Source organism: Nocardia sp. NPDC003726 (assembly GCF_053586955.1).
Window position 1 is genome coordinate 435,871 of record NZ_JBSFNF010000001.1, and the last position, 26,071, is coordinate 461,941.

The window sequence follows — 26,071 nt, forward strand, 5'->3', positions numbered from 1 at the left end:
CGCAGGCAGCATAACCCCCGTTCCCGGCCCGAAGAACCACGGCGCTGACCCTGTCTCTCGTGCGACCGGTTCGTCCTGCGTCGAACTTCTCGGCACGCCGACCCGGTCGGCGTTCCTGGCGCGACGAGCCTGGACGACAGAGCCGATCAACCGCTTCCAGCGCCCGCGCGGTTGCGGCTCAGCCGAGCAATTCCCGGCTCAACGCCAGCAATTCAGCGGTCGACAGAACTTCCTCCTCCGCCGGCGGTCGCGGGGCCTCCACCGGCGCCGGGGACTCCGTCGCCGGGCTCGCGGGAGTGAGGCGGACGTCGAGTTCGGCCGCCAGCAGCTCGACGGTGGGGCAGCCCCAGATGATGGCGGCCGGGACGTCGATGCCGAGCCGTGCGCCGAGGCGGGCCGACAGTTCCACGGCGTGCACCGAGCCGATCCCGAGCTGTTCGAAGTTCTGCCGCACGGCCACCCGATCCGGCGCGATGCCGACGACTTCGGCGAGTTCGGCGGTGACCAGCGCGGCGAGCTCGGCGACACCGGGCGCAGAGCTGCTTCGGTGCTCACCGGACCCGGAAGGCGACGCGACCACTGCCGGCCGCTGTCGCGAGGCCGCGACCGTCGCGCCGTGGTCGCCGTCTTCCGCCACGGTCACCGACGCCGCAACCGGCTCCGCCCGGGACCCTGGACCCGATACGTCCTGCGAAACGATCTCGACGAGCGAGGTATCCCATGCGAGCGTCGCGGGTCGGTCGACGCCGATACCGTCCCGGGGCTGCGCGTCCGCCCAGTGCCGTTCGCGTTGGAACGGGTAGGTGGGTAGGGAGATCGGGCGGGCGGGCGGGTTCAGCGCCGCCCAGTCGGGTTCGACGCCGCGCTCGAACAGCGCTCCCGCCGCGCGCAGTAGGTCGCGCTTGGCCACGGCGCCCGGACGCAGCGCCGCGGACAGCACCGCACCCAATACCTCGTTCTCGTCAGCGCCGGTGTCCTTCGCAGTCCCCTCGAGATAGGTGTCGAGGAATTCCACGACTTGGTTCACGTCGTCGGCGACGATCGAAATCCTCTGCTGGAAAACCGTCCTCGTGGCGAGGGTGTGCGCGAGGTCGGCCAGGCGAATATGCGGATCGCGTACGAGACGCGCGCGCAGCCGACGCGCGTGTTCCCGCAGCGCGGCCTCGGTTCGGGCCGACAGCACCACCAGTCGCGCCGAGTCGTCGCTGTCGCCGACCGGATCGGACTCGGGTGTCGCTTCGGCGATGACGTGGGCGTTGGACCCACCGAAACCGAACGCGCTCACCGCGGCGCGCGCGGGGCCGTCGTGTCGCGGCCACGCCATATCCGTGTCGGCCACCCGCACACCCGTCGCGGCGGGATCGAATTCCGGGGGCGCATGATCGAAGTGGAGGCTGCGCGGGATGCGGCGCTGCGACAGAGCGAGCGCGACTTTCACCAATCCGGCCATGCCCGCGGCCGCTTCGGTGTGCCCGATGTTGGTCTTGACCGAGCCGACGATCAGCGGTGCGCCGGGAGCTCTTCCGGCGCCGTAAACGTCGGCCAGGGCGGACAATTCGGCGCGGTCGCCGACGGCGGTGCCGGTACCGTGCGCCTCGACATAGTCGATCGTCGACGGATCCACCCCCGCTCGCGCGCAAGCCCTCCGCAGCAGCTGCCGCTGACCGTCGGCGCTGCTGGCGGGCATGGAGCGGTGCCTGCCGTTGTTGTTGGTGGCGCTGCCCAGCAGGGTGCAGTAGACGCGGTCGCCGTCGCGCAGCGCTTGCCGCAGCGGCTTGAGCACCACGACCGCCCCGCCTTCGCCGCGCACGTAGCCGTCGGCGGAAGCGTCGAAGGTGTGCGAGCGGCCGCGGGCGGACAGCACACCCAGCGCGGACAATCCGATCGTGGTCTCCGGGATCAGGTTCAGTTGCACGCCACCGGCGACGGCCAGTGCGGCGTCACCGGTGCGCAGCGCCTGACAGGCCAGGTGCACCGCGACCAGCGATCCGGCGCAGGAGGCGTTGACGGTCATACTGGGCCCGTCGAAACCCAGGAAGTACGACACCCGGTTGGCGATCACACCCTCGACGTCCCCGGTGCTGGTGAACGGTGTGATGGCGGCGGCGCCCCTGGCGAGTTTGACGGCCCGGTAGTCGTTGAATTTGTTGGCGAAATACACGCCGGTGTGCGGAACCCGCTCGGGCCGGATCGCCGCGTCTTCGAATGCCTCCCAGGCCAATTCCAGCGCCAGGCGTTGCTGCGGATCCATGTCGGCGGCCTCACGCGGCGTGATCCCGAAGAATTCGGCGTCGAAACCGGCGACGTCGGCCACATACCCGCCCGCGACCGAAACCGTCTTGCCCGCCGCGGAGCGATCGCGGGCGCGGTGGTCGCCGGACCAGCGGCCGGGCGGCGGCTCGTCGGCGACGGCGTCGATCTCCTCGATCAGCAACCGCCACAACGCGTCCGGGGAATCGGCACCGCCGGCGAAACGACAGCTCATGCCGATCACGGCGATCGGTTCCGCGCCGTCGCGGTCCGGCTGAGCGCGGGCGTGCCGCTTGGTCTTCTTCACGCTACTCACCTGCCCGCGATCCACCGACCGTGCACTCGCGCAACAGGCGGTGCGGTGAATCTGCCGATCTTGTTGTGGGGTCGGGACATGTGCCGGAGACTTTACCTGTGCTGTTTTCCGAACGCCCCGTTTTCGCTCGGGTGACGTCCGCGCTGGGGGGCGAGGCACGGTGTCGAGAACTCTTCCGTTTCGCTTCTGTCGGTATCGCGGCGTTCACGCTGGACACCGCCATATTCCTGACCTTGAAAAGCACGGTGCTCGAGCCGCACCCGGTCACCGCGAAAGTGGTCGCGGTGCTGGCGGCGATCACGCTGTCGTATGTGCTCAACAAGCAGTGGTCCTTCGACGGGCGCGGCGGTCGGCGCGGCCATCACGAGGCCGCGCTGTTCTACCTGGTCAGTTTCCTGGCCGTCGCGATCAACACCGCGCCGCTGTGGGTGTCGCGGTATGTGCTGCATCTCGAGGTGCCCGAGGTCTCCCGCTTCACCCAGAACGTGGCCGACTTCGTGGCCGCCCAGCTGATCGGCACCGCGCTGGGCATGGTGTTCCGGTTCTGGGCCTTCGTGCGGGTGGTGTTCCCCGACCAGGTCCGGCCGCCCGGCCCGGCGTGAGAGTTCCGCTCACCTTGATGACAACCCTGTCGCGGGTGATCGCGCACCGTGCGGGCCGCATCGCCTCGCCGCGGCACCCTGTCGGGACGTTTGCCTCGCCGCGCGGGTGGTAGGAAAGGGAGCGTGTCCGCAACAGGCGAAGGATTCGACCCGAACAGAAACTCCCGCGCGGTGTCGGAAGTGGTGGAGCTGGTCAGCACGCTGATCCGCTTCGACACCTCCAACACCGGCGACCTGGCCACCACCAAAGGCGAGCGCGAGTGTGCGCAGTGGGTGGCCGACCAACTGCATCAAGCGGGATATGTCACCGAGTACGTCGAGTCCGGCGCGGACGGGCGCGGCAACGTCTTCGCGCGGCTGGAGGGCGCCGACCCCAGCCGCGGCGCGCTGATGATCCACGGCCATCTGGACGTGGTGCCCGCCGAGGCCGCCGACTGGAGCGTGCACCCGTTCTCCGGCGCAGTGCGCGACGGCTACGTGTGGGGTCGCGGCGCGATCGACATGAAGGACATGGTCGGGATGACGCTGGCGGTGGCCCGCCAGTTCAAGCTCGAGGGCACGGTGCCGCCGCGCGACCTGGTGTTCGCCTTCCTCGCCGACGAGGAGAACGGCGGCAAGTGGGGCTCGCAGTGGCTGGTGGACAACCGCCCCGACCTGTTCGACGGCGTCACCGAGGCGGTGGGGGAGGTCGGCGGGTTCTCGCTGACCGTGCCGCGGCCCGACGGCACCGAACGCAGGCTGTATCTGGTGGAGACCGCCGAGAAGGGCCTGGGATGGATGCGTCTGCGCGCCAAGGCGCGCGCGGGCCACGGCTCGTTCCTGCACGAGGACAACGCGGTCACCATCCTCGCCGACGCGGTGGCCCGTCTGGGCAAACACACCTTCCCGCTGGTGCTGTCGGATTCGGTGGCGGCGTTCCTCGCCGCCGTCGCCGAGGAGACGGGTCTGCAGTTCGATCCGGCCGGCCCCGACATCGAGGGCCAGCTGGCGAAGCTGGGCACCATCTCCCGCATCATCGGGGCCACCCTGCGCGACACCGCCAATCCCACCATGCTGCAGGCCGGTTACAAGGCCAACGTGATCCCGCAGACCGCCGAAGCGGTGGTGGACTGCCGTGTGGTGCCCGGACGGCAGGCAGCCTTCGAGCGGGAGGTGGACGAGCTGATCGGCCCCGAGGTCGAACGCGAGTGGATCACCAAGCTCGACTCCTACGAGACGACCTTCGACGGCGATCTGGTCGAGGCGATGAACAACGCCGTGCTGGCCCATGATCCGCGCGGCCGTACCGTGCCCTACATGCTCTCCGGTGGCACCGACGCGAAAGCGTTCGCCCGCTTGGGTATCCGCTGCTTCGGTTTCGCGCCGTTGCAGTTGCCGCCGGAGCTGGACTTCACCGCCCTGTTCCACGGCGTCGACGAGCGGGTTCCGGTGGAGGCCCTCGAATTCGGCACCCGCGTGCTGGAACACTTCCTGTTGCACAGCTGATCCGATCCGGAAGAGAGGTTTCATGACCTACAACCCCTACGACGCGCTTCCGCAGGTGCCGTCGTTCACACTCACCTCCGATGACGTCACCGACGGGCAGCCGTTCAAGAACGAGCAGGTCAGCGGCATTTTCGGGGCGGGAGGCCAGGACATCTCCCCGCAGCTGTCGTGGTCGGGTTTCCCTGCGGAGACCAAGAGCTTCGCGGTGACGGTGTACGACCCCGACGCGCCCACCGCCTCCGGCTTCTGGCACTGGGTCGTCGCCGACATCCCCGTCAGCGCGACCTCCCTGCCCGCGGGCGCGGGAAGCGGCGAAGAGGGCGGCGCGATGCCGACCGGTTCGATCACCCTGCGCAACGACGGCGGCTTCCACGGCTTCGTCGGCGCCGCCCCGCCGCCCGGTCACGGCCCGCACCGCTACTTCATCGTGGTGCACGCCGTCGACGTCGAAAGCCTGGGCATCGACGAGAACGCCAGCCCCGCCTACCTGGGCTTCAACCTGTTCTCCCACACGCTGGCTCGCGCGACCCTGGTCGCCACCTACGAACAGAAGTAGGAATCGCCGCACATCGTGGCCCCGGGCGAAATGCTCGGGGCCACGGTGCTTTCCGCGCAACGCCGCACCTTCGTGGGGCGAGAATTAACAGGCGCTGATCGCCGCGCGGCGTCCACAATCACCTCATGGATTTCTCCGAAGCGGTGCGAGGCGCGCGTCTGCTCGCCGCCGACATAGAAAGGTCCCTCGGCTTCCCGGCGGATGTCGGCACCGAATACCCCGAAGGGTGGCGCCGCTTCCACGAGCTGTCCGGGCGTCCGGCCCCGAAGGCGTGGGTGAGCATTTCGGTGCCGGAGGTCGGCACGACCATCGCCCTCGATCCGAGTGAGCCGGGCAGCGAGACCGCGGAAGGGTTCGCGATGGAGCTGGTGCAGGTCTTGCAGGACGACATCCAGATTCACCTGCGCGAGTCGTGGCCGAAGGATCCCGCCGCGCGCGGCCGCGCCCTGGCGGCGACCGAGCGGGGCTGGCAGAGCACGGTTGATCGCGCCCGTCTGGTTCCGTACGGCGAACTCGGACCCGCGACTTGATCCGACCAGTCGGATTCCCAGCGCTGACTTGTTCTCGGCGCGCCCCGGCCGGTCACGGGCGCTACGCTCGCGCTGAACAACCGCCCAAGTAGGGCGCGCGACCGATGAGGGTAAGAACGTGATCATTCGCACGGAAACGGCCTGGGTACTGTTCTTCGCCGGGCTCATCTTCCTGTGGGCGCTGGTGCTCGGCGTATGGAAGTGGCAGGCGATGACCACCTCGCCGAACGGTCTGGCCCACCCCTATGTCGACATCGCCCACCGAGCCGCACTGCTGTATTCCTTCGCGACCGGGTTGATCGCCTGGTTCGTCGAACTGTCCGGCTGGCCGACCGCGGTCGACGCCATCGCGGCGGGGGCGATCATCCTGCTGTTCGTGGTGACGATCGCCAACTACATCCGGCTCGGACTGCAACGCGAGACCGACAACCAGATGCGCAACCCGCCGCCGTCGATGCGTTTCGTCCTCGCGGCTTTGATCATCGGCGAGATCGGCGGATTCGCCGTGCTGTTGGCCGGATTCGCCGTCGAGCGGCTGGGGTAGGCGGTCCCACCACGCGTTCCGGTGGCGCTGGGCGATCGTTCGCAGCACCTGGGACCAGCGGTGCGGTCATGCCGCGAGCAACGTCCGGGTCCGTTCACCGAAGTCCGCGACCAGAGGATGCGGGCCGAAGGCGACCATCCGCCGGTGTACGTCGCGCACGGCCTCCACGGAACGGGACGACTTGACCTTGCGAGCGAGCTCGAGCGTCCGTACGCCCGCGGCGTGGGCGGCTTCGAGGTCGCGTTGTTGTTGCCGTCGCTCGGTGGATTCCTGCCGTCGGCGGGGGCGCGCGTCGACAGGCTCGGCCGTCCTACCGATCCGGGGCACATCCGCAAGGCCCCCCACGCGCGCCCCGCGACAGGCGCGGACACCCGGCGCAGTGGCTAGGGATCAGCGGATGCGCTGGGGTGCGGTGAACGCGGCGACCAGGCTCTCGGCCGTGCCGTCGTACCGGTCGCCGAACAACTCGGCGGTCTCGGTGGCTACCTTGGTGCTGCGGGCGAACATGTCCTGCTCGTATTCGCTGAGGGCGGTTTCGATATCGCCGGGGTGCGCGGCGAGGGCGTTGCCGAGTTCGGCGCCGTCGAGCAGGGCGAGGTTGGCGCCTTCGCCGTTCGTGGGCATGAGGTGGGCGGCGTCGCCGAGCAGGGTCACCCCCGGTACCCGATCCCACCGGTGCCCGACCGGCAGGGTGTAATGCGGGCGCCAGACCGGCGGGGTGTCGGTCTCGGTGATCAGCGCGGTGAGTTCCGGTGCCCAGCCGCGGAATTCTTGCGCGACCCGTGCGGTGGCCGCGGCGGCGTCGGTGAAGTCGATGGCGGCGAACCAGTCGTGTGGCCTGGCGAGCACGACGTAGGCGTGCAGGGTGTCGCCCTTTTCGCGGTGTGCGTGGATCTCGCGGCCCGGCGAGGGCGCCGACATCGACCCGCCGCCGACCGCTGCCGCGGCGGCGGGGTGGTGGGTGTCGGCGTCGTAGAGGTAGGTCTCGACGAACGACTCGCCGGTGTAGTCGGGTGTCGCGGTGGACAGCAGCGGCCGGACCCGCGACCACGCTCCGTCTGCCCCGACCAGCAGGCTCGTGACGACCGTGCCGCCATCGGCGAAGGTCAGCTCGTGGCGGCCGGAACCGAGTGCGCGAACCGAATCGAGCTTGCGGCCCCACTGGACGGTGCCGGCCGGGAGCGAGTCGAGCAGCAGTTGTCGCAGCTCGCCGCGCTGCACCTCGGGGCGTCCACCGGTGCCGTCGTCGGGTTCGTCGAGCAGAACGGTTCCGTTCGGGTCGAGGATCCGCATCGCCTGGCGGCCTTCCAGGACGAGGCCGCGGAATTCCTCCATCAGTCCGGCCGCCGCGAGGGCGAGTTGGCCGTTGTAGTCGTGGATGTCGAGCATGCCGCCCTGCGAGCGCGCCGTCGGGGCCGGTTCGGCCTCGTACACCGTGGCCGGGATGCCGTGGACGTGCAGGACGCGGGCCAGAGCGAGTCCGCCGAGTCCGGCGCCGATGATCGTTACTGGAGTCATGGTGACGAGGGTGCCGGGCAGGGGTTGCACCGCCCTTGCGCCCGGCTTGCGCCCCTCTTGTGATTGCGGCGAGGCGCCAGGCCTGCATGCCGCCGCCCACGGCGGAGTCGAGCAGTCGACGGAACCGGGCCGGTCGACCTGCCCTCTCGCCACGACCCGGCCACCCTGGCCGCACTCGTGCACACGATCTCCGACGGCATCGCCGTCCAGGCCGCGGCCGGGCGCAGCCGCGAGGAGCTTCGGCGGATCGGCGCCTCGGCGCTGCGCACCCTCATGGACGAAGACCCGTAGACCACGCCGTGCGAGCGCAAAAGCGCCGTGAACCCAGGCCGATCACCTGGGCCACAGCGCTTTTCGCGAGGGCTTACTTGACGCTGATCACCCGGTCGGAAGGTTCCTTGGCATACAGCGCCTCGATCTCGGCCTGGTACTTGGCCGCGATGGGGGCGCGTTTGAGCGACATCTTCGGAGTCAGTTCGTCGCCGCCGGGCTCCCAGACCGCGCCGAGGATGGTGAAGCGTTTGATCTGCTCCACGCGGGAGAGTTTGGCGTTGCCCGCCTGGACCGCGGCGAGTACCTCCTCCACGATCTGCGCGCGGGTGGCCAGGGTGGCGATGTCCTCGCCGGTGGCGTCGAGTTCCTTGGCGCGCAGCGCCGCGACGTCGGGGTCGAGCACGATCAGGGCGGCGATGTAGGGCTTGGCGTCACCGAGGGCGACGACTTGGCCGATCAGCGAGGAAGCCGCCTTCACCGAGTTCTCGATGTTGCTGGGGGCGATGTTCTTGCCCGCTTCGTTGATGATCAGTTCCTTCTTGCGGTCCACGATCCGCAGGTAGCCGTCGGCGTCGAGGGTGCCGATGTCACCGGTGTGCAGCCAGCCGTCGGAGTCGATGGCCTCGGCGGTCTTGTCGGGCATGTTGCGGTAGCCGCGGGTGACGATCGCGCCGCGGATCAGCACCTCGCCGTCGGCGTCCAGTCGCAGCTCGACCCCGTCGACCGGACGCCCGACCGAACCGGGCCGCGGCTTGTCCAGTTCGGTGTAGGTGCCCACGCCGGTGGTCTCCGACATGCCCCACACCTCGCTGACGGTGAAGCCGAGGCCGAGGAAGTATTCCAGGGTCTCCGGCGGGATGGGGGCGGCGCCGGAGGAGGCGACTTTCAGTTGATCCAGGCCCAAAGCGTGGCGCAACTTCGACAGCACCAGCGTCTCGGCGATCTTGTGCTGCGCGCCGAGCAGGGGGCCGCGGCCTTTGCCGGACAGATCGGCGCGCGCGGCGGCGATCCCGGTGCTGATGGCCCAGTTGGCCAGCGCCTTCTTCACCGGGCTCGGTTCTTCGGCGAGTTTGCCCTCGACACCGGCCTTGATCTTCTGCCACACGCGCGGGACGCCGAAGAAGATGGTCGGGCGCGCGTCGGGCAGGGCGGCGGCGACTTCGCGCGGGTCGGGGACGGTGGTGATCTGGATGCCGGTGAGCAGGTTGATCGCGTGCCCGGAGATACGGTCGGCGACGTGCGCGGCGGGCAGGTAGGACACCGCGCGGTCGTCCAGCCCGACCCGCAGCGGGCCGTTGACCAGGGCGATGATCTGGGCGAGCACGTTGCGGTGGGTGATCTCCACGCCCTTGGACGGCCCGGTGGTGCCGGAGGTGTAGATCAGGGTGGCCAGGTCGTCGGGGCCGACGGCCTGCCAGGCGGCGTCGAAATCGAAATCGGCGGCGGGCGCGGCCTCGACCTGTTCGACGGTGACGGTGCCCTCGGCGGGGCCGTCGACCAGGATGATGTGCTCGACCGGCACCCCGGCCGAGGTGATCCGGTCGAGGAAGACCTGCTCGGTGACGACGACTTTGTTGCCCGCGTTGGTGAACAGATGGGCGATCTGCTCGGGGGAGCTGGTGTTGTAGATGGAGAACGGGGTGGCGCCCAGGTGCAGGGCGGCGGTGTCGACGAGATTGAACTCGGGACGGTTGGTCAGCATGATGCCGACGGTGTCGCCGTGGCCGACGCCGAGCCCGGCCAGGCCCGCGGCGATCGAGCGCACCCGTTCGGCGTACTCGCGCCAGGTGTACTGCTGGGTGCCGCCCACCTTGCGCAAGGCGATCTGGTCGGGGCGCAGCCGCGCGGTCTCCTGGAATGCGGCGGGAACGGTGTACACCGTTTTGCCCGACTGATGCGCGTATCCGATTTCTGTTGTCGTCATATCCCTGTTCCCGATAGCGCTGGCGTGAACCGGGCGCGACCTGCGCCGACGCCCGATCCGGGACTCGCATCCCCTGACATGACGCGACGAGCGCGCTGTCAGTCTCTCACGAGCCGGCGCGCCACATGTGGCGCGGCTCACTCATGGTAGCCACATGTGGGAAGCCGGGTGGGGCAAACTTCAACAATCCTTCAGGCACCGATCAGATCCGGCGCGGGGCCGGGACGGGGACGGACGTTGTCACCGGGGGCGAGCCCGACCGCGTCCACCGCGTACGGCCGGCCCCCGTGATCTTCGTTGTGCTCGTCGGACGCCCACGGTGGGGAGTCGGTCGGGATCCAGTGCTTGCGCCGGGTGCGCTTGGCCTCGAGGTAGTCGCGGGCGCGTTCGCTCAGCGCCCGCGTGCGCAACGGCACGGGGGTGACCAGCAGACCTGCCTGCCGCAGGGCCTCGACCTTGGCGGGATTGTTGGTCAACAGCTGCACCGAACGCAGTCCGAGGCCGGCCAGCGCACGGGCGGTGGCCACGTAGGTGCGTCCGTCGGCGGGATAGCCGAGGGCTTCGTAGCTGGTGAAGGTGTCCGCGCCGGAGCGCTCGCTTTCCCGGTAGCCCAGCGCTTTGGCGATCAGGCCCGCGCCGCGGCCCTCCTGTTCCAGATAGACCAGCACCCCGGAACCGGCGGCCTGGATCAGATCCAGCGCCTTGTCCAGTTCCGGTCCGCAGTCGCAGTCCTGCGACCGCAGCGCCTCCCCGTACAGGCAGCGCGAGTGCACCCGCACCAGGCAGCCGTCGGCCACCGCACCGAACAGCAGCAGATGGCCCCGCTCGCCGTCGGCGTCCAACTCCGCTACCCGAACTCGCAGATCTTGCCCGTTGCGACGGAACCGATGCTCGGTGTCGGCAGGATCCACAACGTTGGTCAATGCTCCTCCGTAGCGAGTTTGTAGATTCGCTCGACCTCACTCACCAGTGGCATCGCCGCGGGGACATCCCCGATCGATTGCGTCGCCACCATCGCGGCGGTCGCCCAGACGTAGTCGGTGCGTTCGGCGGGGCGGCGCGTCGAAACGAGACGATATACCAGGGCGGCGGAGAAGGCAGCGTGAGCGCCCACCGAGTCCTGCAACGCCGTCGGGAACGGCTGGAATCTCGCGCTGACCTGGTCGGACCACACTTCGCACCGGAAATCCTGGATCGCGCACACCGCCCCCGCCCCCAGGGCGCGCAGCCGCGTCGCGGTCTGGTGCCCATCCGCGCCCTCGCCCGCCATCGCCAGCGCTCGCAGGTCGCTGTCGCCGCCGACGAGGTAGTCCACCGCCCCCAGATGCTGATACAGGTACTGCGGACGGTCCAGCCGCGGCGCGGGATGCAGCACCACCAGCGGTCGCCGCGGCAGCGCGCGCAACTGTCCCATGATCTGCTCGATGACGCCGGTGGGTTGCTCGAAGGTCAGCAGCACCGCATCCGAGGCCGCGATCGCCGCACGGATGGCCTCGCTGCGCAATTCCTGCGCGCTCAGCCGGATTCGCTCGTCCTTGCAGCCGATCGTGGCGGCCGCGCCGGTGCGGGCCACGATCACCGCGGTCACCGGCGTCGGGGCGTAGGGCACCACTTTGACCAGTTCGGTGTCGACGCGTTCGCTGCGCAGGTAGTCCAGGATGTGATCGCCCGCGTCGTCGTCGCCGACCGCCGAAATCAGCCGCGCCCGCAGCCCCAGCCTGGCCGCCGCGACGGCGCGGGTGAGGCCCTTGCCGCCGGGATGCTCCCGATAGCTGCCGCGCGCGGTGGCCCCGGAGCCGGGGATGCCGTCGACCACATACATGTGGTCGACGACCGCGTCTCCGATCACCGTGACCACACCGCGGTCGTCCACCGGAACCGGTTCCGCCGCAGCATGTTCGGAGGTGTTGCCGAAGTCGACGACATGCGCGCCGTCGAACACCGACGCCGTGGTCAGCTGCGCGGCCAGCTCGGTGAACGCCCGCCGCTCGGGAGCCCCGCGCAGCGAGCGCACCGTCAGCGCGCCGGGAACCGGTTGCGCGCCAAGGGCTTCGTGCAGCCGCGCCCACCGCTCGGCGAGGTATTCGCGCCGCTCACCCAGATCCTGGGCGTAGAGCCGAGCGGGATCCACTCCGGCGGGCGGGTTTTCGCGCAGCAGCCCCAACGAAAGTTCCGCGTCGACGACCAGCCGGTGGGTGGGCTCCAAGCGCAGCGCCAGATCGCGCACCAGCGGCAGCACCGCCTCCTCCTGGTCGATGCCCGCTCGCCGCGCGTACTGACGCACCGCCAGCAGATCCAACAGCGGCAGTACGTCGATTTCGGTGCTGCGCAAGCGATCCGGGCTCAGGCCGGAACGTTTGCACAAGCGGGTGAGGATATTGCGAACGGCAACCATTCCCGAATCCTGCGGGACCATGGCGATGCCACCCTCCTCTATCGGCGCGACACCGGTGGTCGTGCGCATGTTGGCCACGCGAATCGGGTTTAGCCAGCGGGCGAATTGTCAATTACCAAATTACAACGGCAATTGCGCGGGGGGAACGGCAAATGCCACACTGGATGTGGCGATCCCCATCGCACCACCAGGCACATCGGGAGGGCTGGTGATGAAAGTGATTCTGCAGATACGGCAGCCGCGACGGCGGCGGCGACACCGCCCCGCCGGATCCGACACCGACATGGTGCCCGAGCCGGTGAGGGACTGAACGAGCCGCCGAACACTTCCCGCGGCACCACACCGGCCGGCATCCGCCTCGCGGCGGCACACCGGTAGACCCACCACAGGCCGTAGCGGACCCGGCCTCTCGGCGCCCCGGCCGCTACCGACTCCGTCGCCCGGACCCCACAGCCGTGGCACCCACCACCGCGCCGATGCCCCGCACGCCGCGATCGGCGCGCGACGCCGACCGGCTCGCCCGAAGCCGCGGTCACCCCGGCCGTACACCAGCGAGCCGCCCCCTGGACCACCCGGCCCGGCAGCGGACGCCTCCGGCCCAGGGCACCCACCACGCCCGCCGCAGCGGCGGATCACCCACCATGCGGCGCGGCCACCGCGGCGCACCAGCGGATGCACGACAGGAGGCATTCGTGCTCATCGACCTCAGCACCCTGGAGCCGGCCTCACTCCACCCGTCGCACCGGAGACCGCGATGACCATCCACACCACCGAATGGACGATGACCAGTGACATAACCCCCGAATCGGCCTACCGCGACACCGACGCGACCGACAGCTGGCGGCTGAGCTGGCTACCGGACCGGCGGCTGACCCGCGGCCAGGCCATGGCCGGGATGTCCCTGGACGAACTGCTCAGCGACCCACACGCCGTGCACGACCGCGCGACCCAAGCCCGGGCCGAGGCCTACGCCGACGAACTGGGCATCTTGCGCGACCACGCGGTGATCCTGCTCGCCAAGCGCATGGCCGCCCGCCTCGAGCAGGAACTGCGGCCGAAAGGAGATCCGGCGCCGCCGGGGCACACTCCACGGCCCCGGCGCCCCCGCATCCCTGAACCGCCGTTCGTGCACGGCTGACCCGTCTGCTTCAGGCGTGCGCTTTGTGCTCGGCCCCGACGGCCTCACCGAGACTGCGGTAGCCCCCGGCGCGCAACCGCTGCGCCAACCCGCGATGGATTCTGCGCATCCAGAACGGGCCGCCGTAGATGAAACCGGTGTAGCCCTGCAACAGCGTCGCCCCCGCCAGGACACGTTCCCACGCCTGGTCGACGGTTTCGATGCCACCGACCGAGATCAGCACCAGCCGATCACCCACCCGCCGGTACAGCCGCCGCAACACCTCGAGCGAACGGTCGGCGACCGGCGGACCGGACAACCCACCCGCCCCCATGGCCTCCACCTGTGCGGCATCGGTGCGCAGACCGTCACGGCGGATGGTGGTGTTGGTGGCCACGATGCCGGCCAAGCCGAGCTCCACGGCCAGATCGGCGACCGCGTCGATGTCCTCGTCGGACAGATCCGGCGCGATCTTCACCAGCACCGGCACCCGCACACTGTCCAGCACCGCCCGCAGCAGCGGCCGCAGCGACTCCACCGCCTGCAGATCCCGCAGCCCCGGGGTGTTGGGGGAGCTGACGTTGACCACGACGAAATCGGCCAGCGGCCCCAGCAGCGCGGCGCTGGCGGCGTAGTCCGCCGCCGCGGCCTCGGGCGCCACGATCTTGGTCTTGCCGATGTTCGCCCCGATCGGCACCCCGCCGCGGCGCGCCCGCAGCCGTTCGGCGGCCGCGGCGGCGCCGTGGTTGTTGAAACCCATCCGGTTGATCAGAGCGCGGTCGGCGGGCAACCGGAACAGCCGCGGCGCGGGATTGCCCGGCTGCGGCTGCGCGGTCACGGTGCCGATCTCGGCGAAACCGAACCCCAGCGGCGCCCAGGCATCGACACCGTCGGCGTTCTTGTCGAAACCGGCGGCCAGCCCCAGCGGCGCGGTGAACTCGACCCCGAACGCCTCGGTGCGCAGGATCGGATCGCGGGTGACGAGGATCTTGCCCATCGCCCAGCGCAGCGGCGCGCACCAGGCCGCGAACCGCATCGCGGCGAAGACGAGGTGATGGATGCGTTCCGGCGCGACCAGGAACATCAGTCGGAGTAGCAGGGCGTACATCGGCTCACATTCCGGGTTCGGGCTGGGGTAGTAGTGCGGATTTTCGCCGCCGCAGCAGCACCCGCCTGCTGCCGTCGGTGTAGGCGCGCACCCGCGACAGCTCCCAGCCGCCGAACTCCGCCTGGATCGCCAGCCGCATGGACGCGGTCACCCGCGTCACATCCGGCGGCAGCCGCAACGGCACGTACTCGTAGTCGTCGCTGGTGGTCTCCCAGCCCGCGGGCAGCGCGCGCCCGCGCCCGCGATGTGCTGCCGGTTCGGTAGCTGCCGCGGAATCCTCGTCCGCGCGTGGTGTCCGAGCCATCAGTGCCCTCTCTTCCGATCGTCCGCACCGATCCGTTGCAGACCGTCGCCGGTCGCGGACCCCACGAACAGATCACCGGTGCGTTGCTCGACAGCCACCGAGTTCGGTTGCCGGACGGTGGCGTAGCGGCCCACTTCCTTCGGTATACCAGTCGACAGGTCGAATCCGACGACCTCGTTGCGCTGCGTGCACGTCACCCACACGGTGTCCGACCGCTGGTCGTAGGCAAGTGCGTAAGGCGAAGATCCTACCGGGAAACGCTGCCGCAGCACGAGCGGTCCCGCGGTGTAGACCAGCAGTTCACCGCCCGCGGTGTCGGTCACCACGAACCGGCCGCGGGTGTCACCGATCAGCTGCGTGGCCCCGTCCCCGGCGCGCAACGCCAATCCCGGCCGCTGCCTGCCCGCCTCCAGCTCGAAGATCGCCGTCTGCCGCCGGTCCAGGACGGTCAGCTTCCCGTCGGCTTCGGCCAGCACGTCGGCCGACACCAGGCCGGACACCGTGCGGGTCACCGCACCGTCGCCCGCCAGCTCCAGCACCCTGCCGTCGGCGGTACCGACCAGCAACCCGCCGTCGGAGCGTGCGCGCACCGCCCGCACGTCACCGTCCACGGCCACCACGGCCACCGCCCCGGAGGCGAGGTCCACCCGCAGCACCCGGCCCGGCGCGGCCGCCAGCATCTCACCCGGCCTGCCCGGCGCCAGACCGCCGGCACGCTGCGGCAACGTCACGGTGCGCACCACCGGCTCGGCGGCGTCCGGATCGAACACCGTCAGCACCGAACCGTCCAGACCGGCCAGCAACCTGCCGCCGGCATCGGCTTGCAGCTCCGCCAGCGGACCGGCCGCCAGCACCCGCCCCGCCGGCGGCACCGCAGGCGCGGGCGCGACCGCGGGGGTGGCAGGCTCCCTGGTGGGCAGCTCGGAACCGCCGGAGCCGGAGGAGCATCCGGCCAGCAGCACCAGCACCGCCACACCCGCGAACACCGAGACGAGCGAGCCGCGAGGGCGCATCCACCGAACTCCTTACTACCGACGAATCTTCCGCAACCTCACCATCTGACCATGATGCGACACCCGGCCGGCCGACCGGGGTGGCGGCTCGAGCAGAATGTCGGCGGCGGGCGCTACGGTGGAGACCACACAGTCCGATACAGGGAGATCCGGGTTGAAAGCCGACCATACGTCGGGATTCGTCATCGATGACCTCACCGTCGGCCCGTACGCGCACGGCTTCGGGACCACCGCCGACGGCCACCCCTTCGCGTTCCGCACCGTCCGCGCCACCCTGACACTCGAGATCTACCGCCGCGATCTCGGCGACGCCGTCCCCGGCCCGGAGGACGTGCTCGCCAGCGCCCAAGCCACGGTCACCGACATCGACCTCGACGACGAACGCAGTGTCGCCGCCTTCGTGCGGGATATGATCCCCGACACCGCGACGATCGAGGCCGCCGCGGAACGGGACGTCACGACCGTGCGTGCCCTGCTGGGACGGATCAGCTCCGTCATCGAAGGTATGTAGGAAGTGATGACCCACACACGATTCACCCGCGCCGCGCTCACCGCGGCCGGCCTGCTGCTGGCCGCGGCCGCCGCCGCGTGCGACACCGCGACCGACGAGGCCGCCGTCGACGCCGCCCGCTCCTCGGCGAATGCCTCGCTGTCGTCCTCGATCGCCGCGTCCTCCAGCGCCGCCCACCCGCCGCTGCCCACAGCCGCCGACCTCGACGCCCAGATCAAGCGGGCCCTCGACCCAGCGCTGCCCGACAGCGAACGCACCGCCCTCATCGAGGACGGAGACTCCTTCCGCCAGGCCATCCCCGACATGTACAAGGCGCTGCAGGACAACCCGCGCGCCGTCTACGGCGTCACCGACCCGGTGTTCGACAACCACGACGGCACCCTCACCGCCACCATGCGGCTGGACAAGGACGGCACCGGCGCCGCGGTCCGCACCACCGTCGTGCACTTCGTGCTCATCGACGGCAAGTGGAAGATCTCGCGCACCGACCTGTGCGGCATCCTGCGCTCGGCCGACTACCGCACCCCGGCCTGCGGCTGACCCGCGACGCGATGCGCAGTTGCGGATCACTGCGGTGGGGGCGGTGGGTGCACCGCAACCGCTACCTCGTCCTCGCCTTCTTCGTGCTGTTCGTGCTGCTGTCCGGCTGGTACGGCCGCGACCTGGCCGGGCGGCTGACCCAGGAAGGCTGGTTCGACGAGAGCAGCGAATCGGTCGCCGCCGCCGAACTGGCCGACCGCACCTTCGGCCGCGACACCGACAGCGATCTGATCCTGCTCTACACCGCACCCGAGGGCGCCACCGTCGACGACCCGGCCGTCCGCGGCCCGGTCACCCAGCAGCTGGCCGGACTGCTGGCCGCCTACCCCGACCGCATCCAGAAGATCGACAGCTACTGGGACAGCCCGTTCTCCGCCCAGGCCACCGACGCCACCCACACCCACGCCTTCGCCAGCGTCGGCCTGCGCGGTTCGGGCACCGCGACGGTCGAGAACTACGCCGCGATCAAAGACCATCTCGGCGCCGGACGCCCAGGCGGCGGCCCCGGCGGCACCACCGTGCAGCTGGCCGGGTTGCAGCCGATCGTCGAAGGCATCAACACCGGCATGCAACGCGACATCAGGCGCGCGGAGATGATCGCCCTGCCGCTGGTGGCGATCCTGCTGTATTTCGTGTTCGGCGGCGTGATCGGCGCGCTGCTGCCGGTGCTCATCGGCGGCATGACCATCCTCGGCACCCAGGGCGCGCTGCGGGCGCTGACCGACCACCTCGACGTCAACGTCTTCGCCAGCGCCGTGATGACCCTGGTCAGCCTCGGCTTGGCGATCGACTACGGCCTGTTCACCGTCACCCGCTTCCGCGAAGAACTCGCCGCGAGCCACACCGTCGAAGAAGCCACCGCCCGCACCGTCGCCACCGCCGGGCGCACCGTGCTGTTCTCCGCGGCGATCATCGCCCTCAGCCTCGGCGCACTGTTCATCTTCCCCAACGGGGTGCTGCGCTCGGTGCCGCTGGGCGGCATCAGCTCGGTGCTGCTGGCGGCGCTGCTGTCGGTGACCGCCCTGCCCGCGGCGTTGAGCATCGCCGGACGCCGCATCGACTTCCTGGGATGGAAACGCTTCTCCCGCAGCAAAACCGAAGCCCAGATCGACGCGGGTTTCTTTTCGCGGCTGGCGCTGTGGGCGATGCGCCGCCCCGTTGCGGTGGCCGTGCCGATCGTGCTGGCCCTGCTCGCGTTGAGCATCCCCATGCGCCATATCGAATTCGGCGGCCTGAGCGAACGCTATCTGTCCGACGACAACCCGGCCCGGGTCGCGCAGGAACGTTTCGACGCCCTGTTTCCCAGCTTCCGCACCGAACCGCTGAAACTGGTGGTGGTCGGCGCCGACCCGAGGCAACTGAGCGACATCCGCTACGCCGCGAATCAGATCCCCGGCCTCACCGGCCGCTTCGAACCCGCCGCACCCACCAAGGACGGCGTCAACGTGCTCGCGGCCGGGCTGACCGACAAACGCGACGCCGACGCGGTGATCGCCGCGCTGCGCGCCATCCCAGAACCACCCGGCGTTCGGGTGATGGTCGCCGGCGTGCCCGCCCTGGAGCGCGACAGCATCAACGGCCTGCTCGACGGCCTGCCGATGCTGCTGGCCATCCTGGTCGCCGCCGCGCTGGCGCTGATGTACGCGGCGTTCCGCTCGGTGGTGCTCGCGCTGAAAGCCGTGGTGATGAGCGCACTGAGCCTCGTATCCACCCTGGGCATGCTGACCTGGATGTTCGTCGAGGGGCACGGCGCGGGAGTCTTCCACTTCACACCGGGACCGCTGATGTTCGCGGTGCTGGCGCTGATCGTGACGGTGGTGTTCGGACTGTCCACCGACTACGAGGTGTTCCTGCTGTCGCGGGTCTCCGAAGCGCGCGCCGCGGGCGCGGACGCGCCCGAGGCCATCCGCTACGGCATCGCCCACACCGGCGGGGTGATCACCTCCGCCGCCGCGATCCTCATCGTGGTCACCGGCGCGTTCGGCTTCTCGGATCTGGTGCTGATGAAATACATCGCCTACGGCATGATCGCGGCCTTGATCCTGGACGCGACGGTCATCCGCATGCTGCTGACACCCGCGGTGCTCAAACTCATCTGGCGGTGAGCCGGTCTGGCGCGCCGCAACAACAACGGACGCCCCGACGCCTCGGTTGCGGCGGGGCCGGGGCACCGGGCCGCAGGCCACCACCTCGCCATGAGTGTTCCAGCAGGTACGGGCGGGACTCGCCCTGAAGCGTCCGCGGATGTGACACCGGATCCTCCACCGCCGGATAATGGGGTTTGCCGACCAGAACTGAACCGGTGAACGGGCCGACAGATTGTCAGTGCCTTACCACGACGAGCCAGTGTGCGGCGGCTCGACAGGTGCGGATATGAGCGACAGCTCCGACTTCGGGAACGGATTCCGGCGACCGACAGGAACCGCCCCCAACGCCGTGGCCGCTTTCGCCGCGGCGTGGGAAGCCGACGCTCAACCACCTGCCATTGCCGATTACCTGCCCGCCGCACAGCTGGGCGCGCTGCTGGAACTGATCCGGATCGATCTGCGGCACCGGTGGCTACGCCGACCGGCCGGTACCGGCGAACCCACCATCGCGCCCCGCCCCAAGCGACTGCGCGAATACTTCGTCGAGTTCCCCGAACTCACACCGGAGAAGATTCCCGCCGCTCTGGTGTACGAGGAGTTCCTGATCCGCCGCCACAGCGGCGAACCGGTCGATCCGCGCGCATGCCTGCGGGAATATCCCGAACAGGCGGCACAACTGCGCGTGCTGCTCGCCGCGGACGACAACGGTGACCACACCACAGGACCCGGTCCGGAACCTAAGGTCACGCCCTCCTCGATGACCTCCTCGTGGACTACGACCCGACCTGCCACCGGCCTGCTGACATCGCCGGGCACCCCCACCACGGGGGCCACCGGTCTGGACCGCATCGCGGTCGGCGATCGAATCGATGATTTCGACTTGCTCACCGAGCTGGGCAGCGGAGCGTTCGCGCGGGTGTTCCTGGCCCGGCAACGATCGCTGCAACGGCTGGTGGCGGTGAAGATCTCCGCCGACCGCGGCGACGAACCGCAGACACTGGCCCAGCTCGACCACGACTACATCGTGCGCATCTTCGATCAGTGCGTGCTGGACGGGCCGGGTCCCGGCAGCGAGCCGGGCGAACACCGGCTACGGCTGCTGTACATGCAGTTCCTGCCTGGCGGCACCCTGATGAACGTGTTGCGCTGGGTGCGGGCCACCCCACCGGGGCAGCGCGGCGGAGCTCTGCTGCTGGAGGCGGTCGACACCGCGATGGCGGATAAGGGTGAGATCCGGCCGACCGATTCCAGCGTGCGCGCGCAGATCGCGGCACTGTCGTGGCCGGAGACCGTCGCGTGGCTCGGGCGCAGGCTCGCCGAGGCGCTGGCCTACGCGGACGCGCACGGCGTGCTGCACCGCGACGTCAAACCGGCCAATGTGCTGCTCACCGCCGAGGCCGTGCCGAAGCTCGCCGATTTCAACATCAGTTTCAACCGTGATCTCGCCGACGCCGACCCGCTCGCCTATTTCGGCGGTTCGCTGTCGTACATGTCGCCCGAACAGCTCGAGGCCTGCCTGCCTCGCGGTGAGGGCCGCGCCGAGGAGCTCGACACCCGCGCAGACATCTATTCGCTCGGCGTTCTGCTGTGGGAGCTGCTCACCGGCGCCAAGCCCTTCGACGACACCGCCGCGGACGAATCTCTCGCTGGCACGCTCACGGCGATGGTGCGGCGCCGCCGCGCCGGGGTGGACCCGCGCGCGCTCGAGCGGATTCCCGCCGACTGCCCGGCCGCACTGCGCCGGGTCTTGCTGACCTGTCTGCGAGCAGAGCGCGAGCAGCGGTGGGCCGGTGGCGCGGAACTGGCCCAGCAGCTGGAGGTGTGCCTGGACGAGCGGGCCCGCGACCTGGTCGATCCGCCGCCGTCCAGTTGGCGGCTGCGGCTGCGGCCGTGGCTGGTGCCGCTGTTGGCCTTGGCCGTGGTCATCCCGAACGCGGTCGCATCGGCGTACAACATCCAGCACGGGCGAACCCTGATCATCGAACGTCTGAGCGTGTCCTCGCAGCACGTGTGGTGGATCGCCGTAACCGTGGTGAACGGAGTGTCCTTCCCGCTGGGGCTCGGATTGGTGTTGTATCTGTCGCGGTGTGTGCTCATCGTCTCGCGCGGCCTGCGCCGGGGCCGGATCTACGACCCACGGATGCTGGCGCTGGCTCGATCGGATGCTCTTCGGTTCGGTGAACGTACTGTGCTGGTGGCGTTTTCGCTCTGGAGCCTGGCGGCGATCACCTTTCCGATCGCGATCCACTTCACCACCGCGGAATTCACCGGGGAGTTGTTCCTGCATTTCCTGGGCGGAGTGCTGGTCTTCGGCGCGATGGCGGTGGCCTACCCGTTCTTCTTGGTGACGTTCTACCTGGTGCGCTGCATCTATCCGATGTTCCTGCGCCACGGCGACATCGGCTCGGACGAAGCGCTGCGCCTGCGCGGCCTGGCTCGCCGATGCACCGTGTACCTCACGGTGGCAGCGTCGGTACCCCTACTGGCGATCGTCGGGGTGACGTTGCTGCCGCCAGCCGACATTCCGTTGCTGCTCGCGGCCATGCGTGTGTTGTGCGTGGGCGCGATCATCGCCTTCATCGTCGTCTATGTGCTCTTCCGGGCGCTCGAGGCCGATCTACGGGCGCTGGAACGTGTGGTGGCCCCTGTGGGCAGACCGGGACAGCCGAATGCCGCCGGTCGGTCGGGGTGGCTCGGGCTCAGCGGCGCACCGGCAGGACCAGCTGGGCGCCGGTGACCGGGTGGTCGAGCACTTCGACCGGGTGCTGGTAGACACGCGTGAGCAGTTCGGTGGTGAGCACCTCGCGGGGTGGGCCGTCCGCGGCGATGCGACCGGCGTCCAGTACCGCGACGCGGTCGGCGTAGGCGGCCGCGACACCGAGGTCGTGCAGCACGACGACCACCGCCGCGCCGTCGGCGGCACGCTCGGCGGCCAGGCGCAGCACCGCCTCCTGGTGGCCGAGGTCCAAGGCGGCGGTCGGCTCGTCCAGCAGCAGGGTGGCGGTGTCCTGTGCCAGCACCCGCGCCAACGCGACGCGGGCGCGTTCACCGCCGGACAGGGTCGGGAACGAGCGGGTGGCCAGATGCGCGACGTCGGTGGCGGCCATCGCGGCGGCGATCTGTTCCTCGTCGTGTTCGCGGCGTTCGGTGCGCACCCACGGCGCGCGGCCCATCGCCACCACCTCCCGCGCGGTGAACGGGAAGCCGACGGTGTGGGTCTGCGGCAGCACGGCCCGCCGCCGGGCCATGTCCAACGTCGTCCACTGCGCCAACGGTCGCCCGTCCAGTTCCACCGTCCCCGCGCTCGGCGCCAACTCCCCGGCCAGTGCCGCCAGCAGCGTCGACTTACCGGCCCCGTTGGGCCCGACCAGAGCGACGACCTGCCCGGCCACCGCCTGGAAATCCACCTCGTCGAGCACAAGCCGCGCCTGCCCACCCCCGCGCCGCGCCACACTCAACCCCGACGCGCGCACCGTCACATCCCCCTGCCGCGGCCACCCCGGCACCTCGTGCGCCATCCGCACCTTCACCTCACACCTCGCGTCGAGTGGCACACCATCGAGAACTGTTCTCGGCGTTTCCCGCAGCCATGCACCACTGGTGCACACCCGCTCATGCCCAGCCTCCGGCGCGGGCGCGGGTGCGGCGCAGCAGGTAGAAGAAGACGGGCCCGCCGAGCAAAGAGGTGAGCATGCCGAGGGGCAGGTCGGCGTTGTCGACCAGGGAGCGGGCGGTGACGTCGGCGGCCAGCAGCACCACCGCACCGACGACGGCGCTGAGCGGGATCAGGATCCGGTGGGCGGGGCCGACCAGCATCCGCACCAGATGCGGGACGATCAGCCCGACGAACAGGATGATGCCGGTGAAAGCGACACCGGCGGTGGCCAGGATCGCCACCACGACGATCACGTTGCGCCGCAGCCGCTCCACGTCGACGCCCAGATGACGGGCCGCCGACTCCCCGAGCGCCAGCAGATCCAGCCGCGGCGCCAGCAGCACCGCCGCCGCGACACCCACCGCGGTCAGCGGCGCCACCACCCCCACCGACTCCCAGGTGGCGCCGTTGAGCGACCCCAACTGCCAGAACACGATCTGATCCCGCGCCGCGGGGGAGGCCACGAACAGCAGCAGCGCGATCAACCCGCCCGCGAACGCGTTGATCGCGACACCGGTCAGCACCAGCGTGACGACCTCCGTGCGGCCACCCGAGCGCGCCAGCAGATACACCAGCAACGTCGTCGCCAATCCCGCCACGAACGCCGCCGCGGCCACCGACCACGCCGCCACGAACGCCCCACCCACCACGATCACCGTGCCCGCACCGACCGCCGCGCCCGCCGACACCCCGATCACGCCGGGCTCGGCCAGCGGGTTGGCGAACACACCCTGCAACAACGCACCCGCTGTCGCCAGCGCCGCACCGACCAGCATCGCCAGCACCACCCGAGGGAACCGCACCTGCCACAGCGTCACCTCACCGGAGGGATGCGCCGGCATCGGCCCGACCGTCAGCCCGATGCGGTGCAGCACACTGCCGGCGACCTCGGCGGCCGTCGTGGGCACCTGACCGATCGCCGCCGACGCCACCGCCAGCGCCACCAGCCCCGCCACCGCGACCACGAACACCACCAGCACCCGCGACCGTGCGCGCGACTTCGGCAACGGCGGCACCGCCGTTTCCGTCTCCGAAACGCTCATGCGTGCCCGGCGCCGTACACCGCCGCGCTCAACGCCGCGATCACCCGCCCGGTGTTGGGCCCGAAACTCAACAGCACCGCATCCGACATGTCCACCACCCGCCGGTCACGCCCCGCGGGGGTCTGCGCGATCCCCGGCACCTTCTGCAGCCCCTCCACACCGCCGACGGACTTCAACCCGTCCGACATCACCAGCAGCACATCCGGCGCCGCACCGATCATGGCCTCACTGGTGATCGCGGTGAACGGCTCCTTCACCCCGGCCACCGCGCCCGCGTCGCGCGCGTGCAGCGCCGCGATCAACGCGTCCGCACCCGACCCGGGCCCGGCGAGCATCGTGATCGCGGTGGAACGCAGATACAGGAACGCGATGGTCAGCGGCGGATCGGCGGCGGGCACCGCGGCGCTCGCGGCGGCGATCTCGTCGCGGGTGCGCTGCGCCAGCGCCTGCCCCTGCTGCGGCACACCCAGCGCGGCCGCGACCGCCTCGATCTGCGGCACCACCCCGTCCATCGTGCGTTCCGGATCGAAGTAGACGACCGTGACCCCGCCCGCGCGCAACTGCTCACGCACCGCGGGCGCGGCGCTGGTGGTGTCGGTCAGGAACACCGACGGCCGCATCGCCAGCACCGACTCCACGTTCAGCGACCCGTTGCCTCCCGCCACGTTCGGCACGTCCCGCACCGCCGGAAACGACGCCGAGGTGCTGCGGCCCACCAGCTTGGGCCCCAGCCCCAGCGCGTACACGATCTGGGCGAGGGTCCCGTAGCGGTCGACGGCGATGATGCGGGAAGCGTCGGTGACGGTGACCTGCGCGCCGTCGAACGACCGCACCGTCACCGGCAGCGCGGGCGCCGGCTCCGGCCCGATGGGCACCGGATCCAGATCGCTCAGCGTCGCCGTCGCGGGCCCGTGCCCGCCGTGTGAGGACCCGGCATCGCCACCACATCCGGCGACCCCCGCCAGCAAGCTCACCGCGAACAACACCGGCAGGACACGCCGCCATCGGGCTCGGACTCGGTTCCCACGCCCACCCCCGGTCGCTGCAGTGCTCATGCGGGCAAGGCTAATCTGTGTCACTCCGCGCGTGCACTGACGTCGTCCAGGGCCGCGGCGATCGCCCGCGGCAACTCCAGGGTCTCGGCGGCCAGCACGCCGGTGAGCTGCCCGATGTCGCGGGCGCCGACGATCATGCTCGCCACGCCGGGCCGGTCCCGGATCCAGGCCAGCGCCACCGCCAGCGGCGAGGTGCCCAGCCCGTCCGCCGCGGTCACCAGCGCATCCACCACCCGCGTCGCGCGGTCGTCGAGACCATTGCGGATCTCCGCCGCGGTCGCCTCGTCGGCGCCGCGCGAATCGGCCGGAACGCCGTCGCGATACTTGCCGGTCAGGATGCCGCCGGCCAACGGCGCCGAGGCGATCACCCCGACCCCGTGGAACCGCGCCGCGGGCACGACATCGCTCTCCGCACCCCGCGCCAGCAGCGAATACGGTGTCTGCGCCGCGGTCACCGGTGCCACCGCGGCCAAGCTGGCCAGCTGCCAGGCCCCGAACCCGCGCACCCCCGCGTACCGGACCCGCCCCGACCGCACCACCTGCTCCACCGTCGAGGCCACCTCCTCCAGCGGCGTCCGCGGATCCCACACCGCGACATTCCAGATGTCGAGATGATCGGTGCCCAACTCCAGCAGCGTGCGATCCAGCTGCCGCAGCAGCGCCCGCCGCGAGGTGTCCACCGTGACCTGCGCCGCCTCCGGCACACCCGCCGCGGCGAACCCCCACGGCGCGACCCCCGCGCACCCACTGAGCACCAGTTCGTCCCGGGAGACCAGATCACCGAGCAACTCGGCCAGGATCCGCTGCGCCGCCCCGCCCGCGTAGGCGGGGGAGGTGTCCACCAGCGTGCCGCCCGCCTCGACGAACGCCACCAGCTGCCCCGCCGCGTCCTCGGCGTCGGTGTGCGCACCCCAGGTATGGGTCGCCAGGCCCATCCGCGACACCCGCAGGCCGCTGCGGCCCACCGTCCGCTGTTCCATCACCGTGTCCGCGCATTCGTCACGGCGCCAAGCCTAGAGTGTGGATACGCGACTGGGCGGCCACCAGCGCAGTGGGTCGCGCTCGGGTGCGCGGGCAGACCCGCGACCCGCGCGGCGGCAGCGGCCCGGCAGCCGGGCACGCCGCCGCGGCCTCGACACTGTACTGTCGCTGCGTAATTGGGGCCGGTTTCGGGCCGGATGCCACCGGCCACCGCGCCAATGCCCAGGTGAGGACGCGTATTTCACGCGGAAGTGGAGGATGGTT

At 70.4% G+C, this 26,071-nt stretch carries 22 protein-coding genes; 10 read left to right on the top strand and 12 right to left on the bottom strand.

Annotation, left to right across the window (positions count from 1 at the left end):
• Window positions 1–178: 178 nt before the first annotated feature.
• On the bottom strand, window positions 179–2,557 hold the full coding sequence (locus tag ACWDMM_RS01995) for a beta-ketoacyl synthase N-terminal-like domain-containing protein (protein ID WP_449935538.1): 2,379 nt from the start codon (window positions 2,555–2,557) through the stop codon (window positions 179–181).
• Between the two features lie 107 nt (window positions 2,558–2,664).
• Between ACWDMM_RS01995 and ACWDMM_RS02000 the strand changes: the two genes are divergently transcribed.
• The 5 genes from ACWDMM_RS02000 (at window position 2,665) to ACWDMM_RS02020 (ending at window position 6,283) form a co-directional block, all read left to right on the top strand.
• The gene (locus ACWDMM_RS02000; RefSeq protein WP_449935541.1) at window positions 2,665–3,168 is read left to right on the top strand and encodes a GtrA family protein; all 504 of its coding nucleotides are present in this window, start codon (window positions 2,665–2,667) and stop codon (window positions 3,166–3,168) included.
• Between the two features lie 123 nt (window positions 3,169–3,291).
• Entirely contained in the window at window positions 3,292–4,653 is a 1,362-nt protein-coding gene (locus ACWDMM_RS02005) for a M20/M25/M40 family metallo-hydrolase (protein ID WP_357207927.1), read from the top strand.
• Window positions 4,654–4,675: 22 nt separating this feature from the next.
• Complete coding sequence (locus ACWDMM_RS02010) at window positions 4,676–5,209, top strand: YbhB/YbcL family Raf kinase inhibitor-like protein (protein ID WP_067805376.1); 534 nt, start codon at window positions 4,676–4,678, stop codon at window positions 5,207–5,209.
• 125 nt (window positions 5,210–5,334) lie between these two features.
• Window positions 5,335–5,739, top strand: coding sequence for a hypothetical protein (locus tag ACWDMM_RS02015; protein ID WP_195082929.1), 405 nt, complete (start codon window positions 5,335–5,337; stop codon window positions 5,737–5,739).
• 124 nt (window positions 5,740–5,863) lie between these two features.
• Window positions 5,864–6,283 (top strand): hypothetical protein, encoded by a 420-nt coding sequence (locus tag ACWDMM_RS02020; protein ID WP_323124567.1) that lies wholly within the window; start codon window positions 5,864–5,866, stop codon window positions 6,281–6,283.
• Window positions 6,284–6,673: 390 nt separating this feature from the next.
• Here the strand turns inward: ACWDMM_RS02020 and ACWDMM_RS02025 are convergent, their stop codons facing one another.
• The 4 genes from ACWDMM_RS02025 to ACWDMM_RS02040 all read right to left on the bottom strand — a co-directional run bounded on the left by ACWDMM_RS02025 (window position 6,674) and on the right by ACWDMM_RS02040 (window position 12,462).
• Window positions 6,674–7,801, bottom strand: a complete 1,128-nt coding sequence (locus tag ACWDMM_RS02025; RefSeq protein ID WP_195082928.1) for an FAD-dependent oxidoreductase — start codon at window positions 7,799–7,801, stop codon at window positions 6,674–6,676.
• A 364-nt stretch (window positions 7,802–8,165) separates the two neighbouring features.
• Window positions 8,166–9,998, bottom strand: a complete 1,833-nt coding sequence (locus tag ACWDMM_RS02030) for an AMP-dependent synthetase/ligase (protein WP_357107379.1) — start codon at window positions 9,996–9,998, stop codon at window positions 8,166–8,168.
• 191 nt (window positions 9,999–10,189) lie between these two features.
• Complete coding sequence (locus ACWDMM_RS02035) at window positions 10,190–10,921, bottom strand: GTP cyclohydrolase II (protein WP_357207933.1); 732 nt, start codon at window positions 10,919–10,921, stop codon at window positions 10,190–10,192.
• The gene (locus tag ACWDMM_RS02040; RefSeq protein ID WP_357107382.1) at window positions 10,918–12,462 is read right to left on the bottom strand and encodes a carbohydrate kinase family protein; all 1,545 of its coding nucleotides are present in this window, start codon (window positions 12,460–12,462) and stop codon (window positions 10,918–10,920) included. Before ACWDMM_RS02040 ends, ACWDMM_RS02035 begins: the two co-directional genes overlap by 4 nt.
• Window positions 12,463–13,147: 685 nt before the next feature.
• Between ACWDMM_RS02040 and ACWDMM_RS02045 the strand changes: the two genes are divergently transcribed.
• Window positions 13,148–13,531: a hypothetical protein gene (locus ACWDMM_RS02045; RefSeq protein WP_357107385.1), complete on the top strand. Its 384-nt coding sequence runs from the start codon at window positions 13,148–13,150 to the stop codon at window positions 13,529–13,531.
• Between the two features lie 10 nt (window positions 13,532–13,541).
• On the opposite strand, the gene ACWDMM_RS02050 is transcribed toward ACWDMM_RS02045, so the two are convergent.
• From ACWDMM_RS02050 to ACWDMM_RS02060, 3 genes are read right to left on the bottom strand one after another with little or no spacing between them, the layout of a single operon-like run.
• Window positions 13,542–14,618, bottom strand: coding sequence for a quinone-dependent dihydroorotate dehydrogenase (locus ACWDMM_RS02050; RefSeq protein WP_195082923.1), 1,077 nt, complete (start codon window positions 14,616–14,618; stop codon window positions 13,542–13,544).
• 4 nt (window positions 14,619–14,622) lie between these two features.
• Window positions 14,623–14,922, bottom strand: a complete 300-nt coding sequence (locus ACWDMM_RS02055; protein WP_323124556.1) for a DUF5703 family protein — start codon at window positions 14,920–14,922, stop codon at window positions 14,623–14,625.
• Window positions 14,922–15,935, bottom strand: coding sequence for a YncE family protein (locus tag ACWDMM_RS02060; RefSeq protein WP_195082922.1), 1,014 nt, complete (start codon window positions 15,933–15,935; stop codon window positions 14,922–14,924). Before ACWDMM_RS02060 ends, ACWDMM_RS02055 begins: the two co-directional genes overlap by 1 nt.
• Before the next feature lie 154 nt (window positions 15,936–16,089).
• On the opposite strand from ACWDMM_RS02060, the gene ACWDMM_RS02065 reads away from it, so the two are divergent.
• The 4 genes from ACWDMM_RS02065 (at window position 16,090) to ACWDMM_RS02080 (ending at window position 21,810) form a co-directional block, all read left to right on the top strand.
• Entirely contained in the window at window positions 16,090–16,446 is a 357-nt protein-coding gene (locus tag ACWDMM_RS02065) for a hypothetical protein (RefSeq protein WP_195082921.1), read from the top strand.
• Window positions 16,447–16,452: 6 nt separating this feature from the next.
• On the top strand, window positions 16,453–16,986 hold the full coding sequence (locus tag ACWDMM_RS02070; protein ID WP_195082920.1) for a hypothetical protein: 534 nt from the start codon (window positions 16,453–16,455) through the stop codon (window positions 16,984–16,986).
• 11 nt (window positions 16,987–16,997) lie between these two features.
• Entirely contained in the window at window positions 16,998–19,091 is a 2,094-nt protein-coding gene (locus tag ACWDMM_RS02075; RefSeq protein ID WP_397070680.1) for an MMPL family transporter, read from the top strand.
• A 268-nt stretch (window positions 19,092–19,359) separates the two neighbouring features.
• Window positions 19,360–21,810, top strand: coding sequence for a serine/threonine-protein kinase (locus tag ACWDMM_RS02080; RefSeq protein WP_195082919.1), 2,451 nt, complete (start codon window positions 19,360–19,362; stop codon window positions 21,808–21,810).
• Here ACWDMM_RS02080 and ACWDMM_RS02085 read toward each other — a convergent pair.
• The 4 genes from ACWDMM_RS02085 to ACWDMM_RS02100 all read right to left on the bottom strand — a co-directional run bounded on the left by ACWDMM_RS02085 (window position 21,773) and on the right by ACWDMM_RS02100 (window position 25,806).
• Entirely contained in the window at window positions 21,773–22,591 is an 819-nt protein-coding gene (locus ACWDMM_RS02085; protein ID WP_195082970.1) for a heme ABC transporter ATP-binding protein, read from the bottom strand. The two genes, ACWDMM_RS02080 and ACWDMM_RS02085, sit on opposite strands and share 38 nt — an antisense overlap.
• Window positions 22,592–22,685: 94 nt before the next feature.
• The gene (locus ACWDMM_RS02090; protein ID WP_195082918.1) at window positions 22,686–23,771 is read right to left on the bottom strand and encodes a FecCD family ABC transporter permease; all 1,086 of its coding nucleotides are present in this window, start codon (window positions 23,769–23,771) and stop codon (window positions 22,686–22,688) included.
• Window positions 23,768–24,826 (bottom strand): heme/hemin ABC transporter substrate-binding protein, encoded by a 1,059-nt coding sequence (locus ACWDMM_RS02095; protein WP_357207946.1) that lies wholly within the window; start codon window positions 24,824–24,826, stop codon window positions 23,768–23,770. The genes ACWDMM_RS02090 and ACWDMM_RS02095 overlap by 4 nt, the downstream gene beginning before the upstream one ends.
• Window positions 24,827–24,846: 20 nt before the next feature.
• Window positions 24,847–25,806, bottom strand: a complete 960-nt coding sequence (locus ACWDMM_RS02100; RefSeq protein WP_195082916.1) for an aldo/keto reductase — start codon at window positions 25,804–25,806, stop codon at window positions 24,847–24,849.
• Between the last annotated feature and the right edge of the window lie 265 nt (window positions 25,807–26,071).

Excerpts from the sequence above, each read along its gene's own strand:
- ACWDMM_RS02015 (WP_195082929.1), top strand. The coding sequence starts at position 5,335 with ATGGATTTCTCCGAAGCGGTGCGAGGCGCGCGTCTGCTCGCCGCCGAC.
- ACWDMM_RS02025 (WP_195082928.1), bottom strand. The coding sequence starts at position 7,801 with ATGACTCCAGTAACGATCATCGGCGCCGGACTCGGCGGACTCGCTCTG.
- ACWDMM_RS02040 (WP_357107382.1), bottom strand. The coding sequence starts at position 12,462 with ATGCGCACGACCACCGGTGTCGCGCCGATAGAGGAGGGTGGCATCGCC.
- ACWDMM_RS02055 (WP_323124556.1), bottom strand. The coding sequence starts at position 14,922 with ATGGCTCGGACACCACGCGCGGACGAGGATTCCGCGGCAGCTACCGAA.
- ACWDMM_RS02045 (WP_357107385.1), top strand. The coding sequence starts at position 13,148 with ATGACCATCCACACCACCGAATGGACGATGACCAGTGACATAACCCCC.
- ACWDMM_RS02085 (WP_195082970.1), bottom strand. The coding sequence starts at position 22,591 with ATGGCGCACGAGGTGCCGGGGTGGCCGCGGCAGGGGGATGTGACGGTG.
- ACWDMM_RS02090 (WP_195082918.1), bottom strand. The coding sequence starts at position 23,771 with ATGAGCGTTTCGGAGACGGAAACGGCGGTGCCGCCGTTGCCGAAGTCG.
- ACWDMM_RS02060 (WP_195082922.1), bottom strand. The coding sequence starts at position 15,935 with ATGCGCCCTCGCGGCTCGCTCGTCTCGGTGTTCGCGGGTGTGGCGGTG.
- ACWDMM_RS02075 (WP_397070680.1), top strand. The coding sequence starts at position 16,998 with ATGCGCAGTTGCGGATCACTGCGGTGGGGGCGGTGGGTGCACCGCAAC.
- ACWDMM_RS02100 (WP_195082916.1), bottom strand. The coding sequence starts at position 25,806 with ATGGAACAGCGGACGGTGGGCCGCAGCGGCCTGCGGGTGTCGCGGATG.
- ACWDMM_RS02080 (WP_195082919.1), top strand. The coding sequence starts at position 19,360 with ATGAGCGACAGCTCCGACTTCGGGAACGGATTCCGGCGACCGACAGGA.
- ACWDMM_RS02070 (WP_195082920.1), top strand. The coding sequence starts at position 16,453 with ATGACCCACACACGATTCACCCGCGCCGCGCTCACCGCGGCCGGCCTG.
- ACWDMM_RS02030 (WP_357107379.1), bottom strand. The coding sequence starts at position 9,998 with ATGACGACAACAGAAATCGGATACGCGCATCAGTCGGGCAAAACGGTG.
- ACWDMM_RS02050 (WP_195082923.1), bottom strand. The coding sequence starts at position 14,618 with ATGTACGCCCTGCTACTCCGACTGATGTTCCTGGTCGCGCCGGAACGC.
- ACWDMM_RS02095 (WP_357207946.1), bottom strand. The coding sequence starts at position 24,826 with ATGAGCACTGCAGCGACCGGGGGTGGGCGTGGGAACCGAGTCCGAGCC.
- ACWDMM_RS02010 (WP_067805376.1), top strand. The coding sequence starts at position 4,676 with ATGACCTACAACCCCTACGACGCGCTTCCGCAGGTGCCGTCGTTCACA.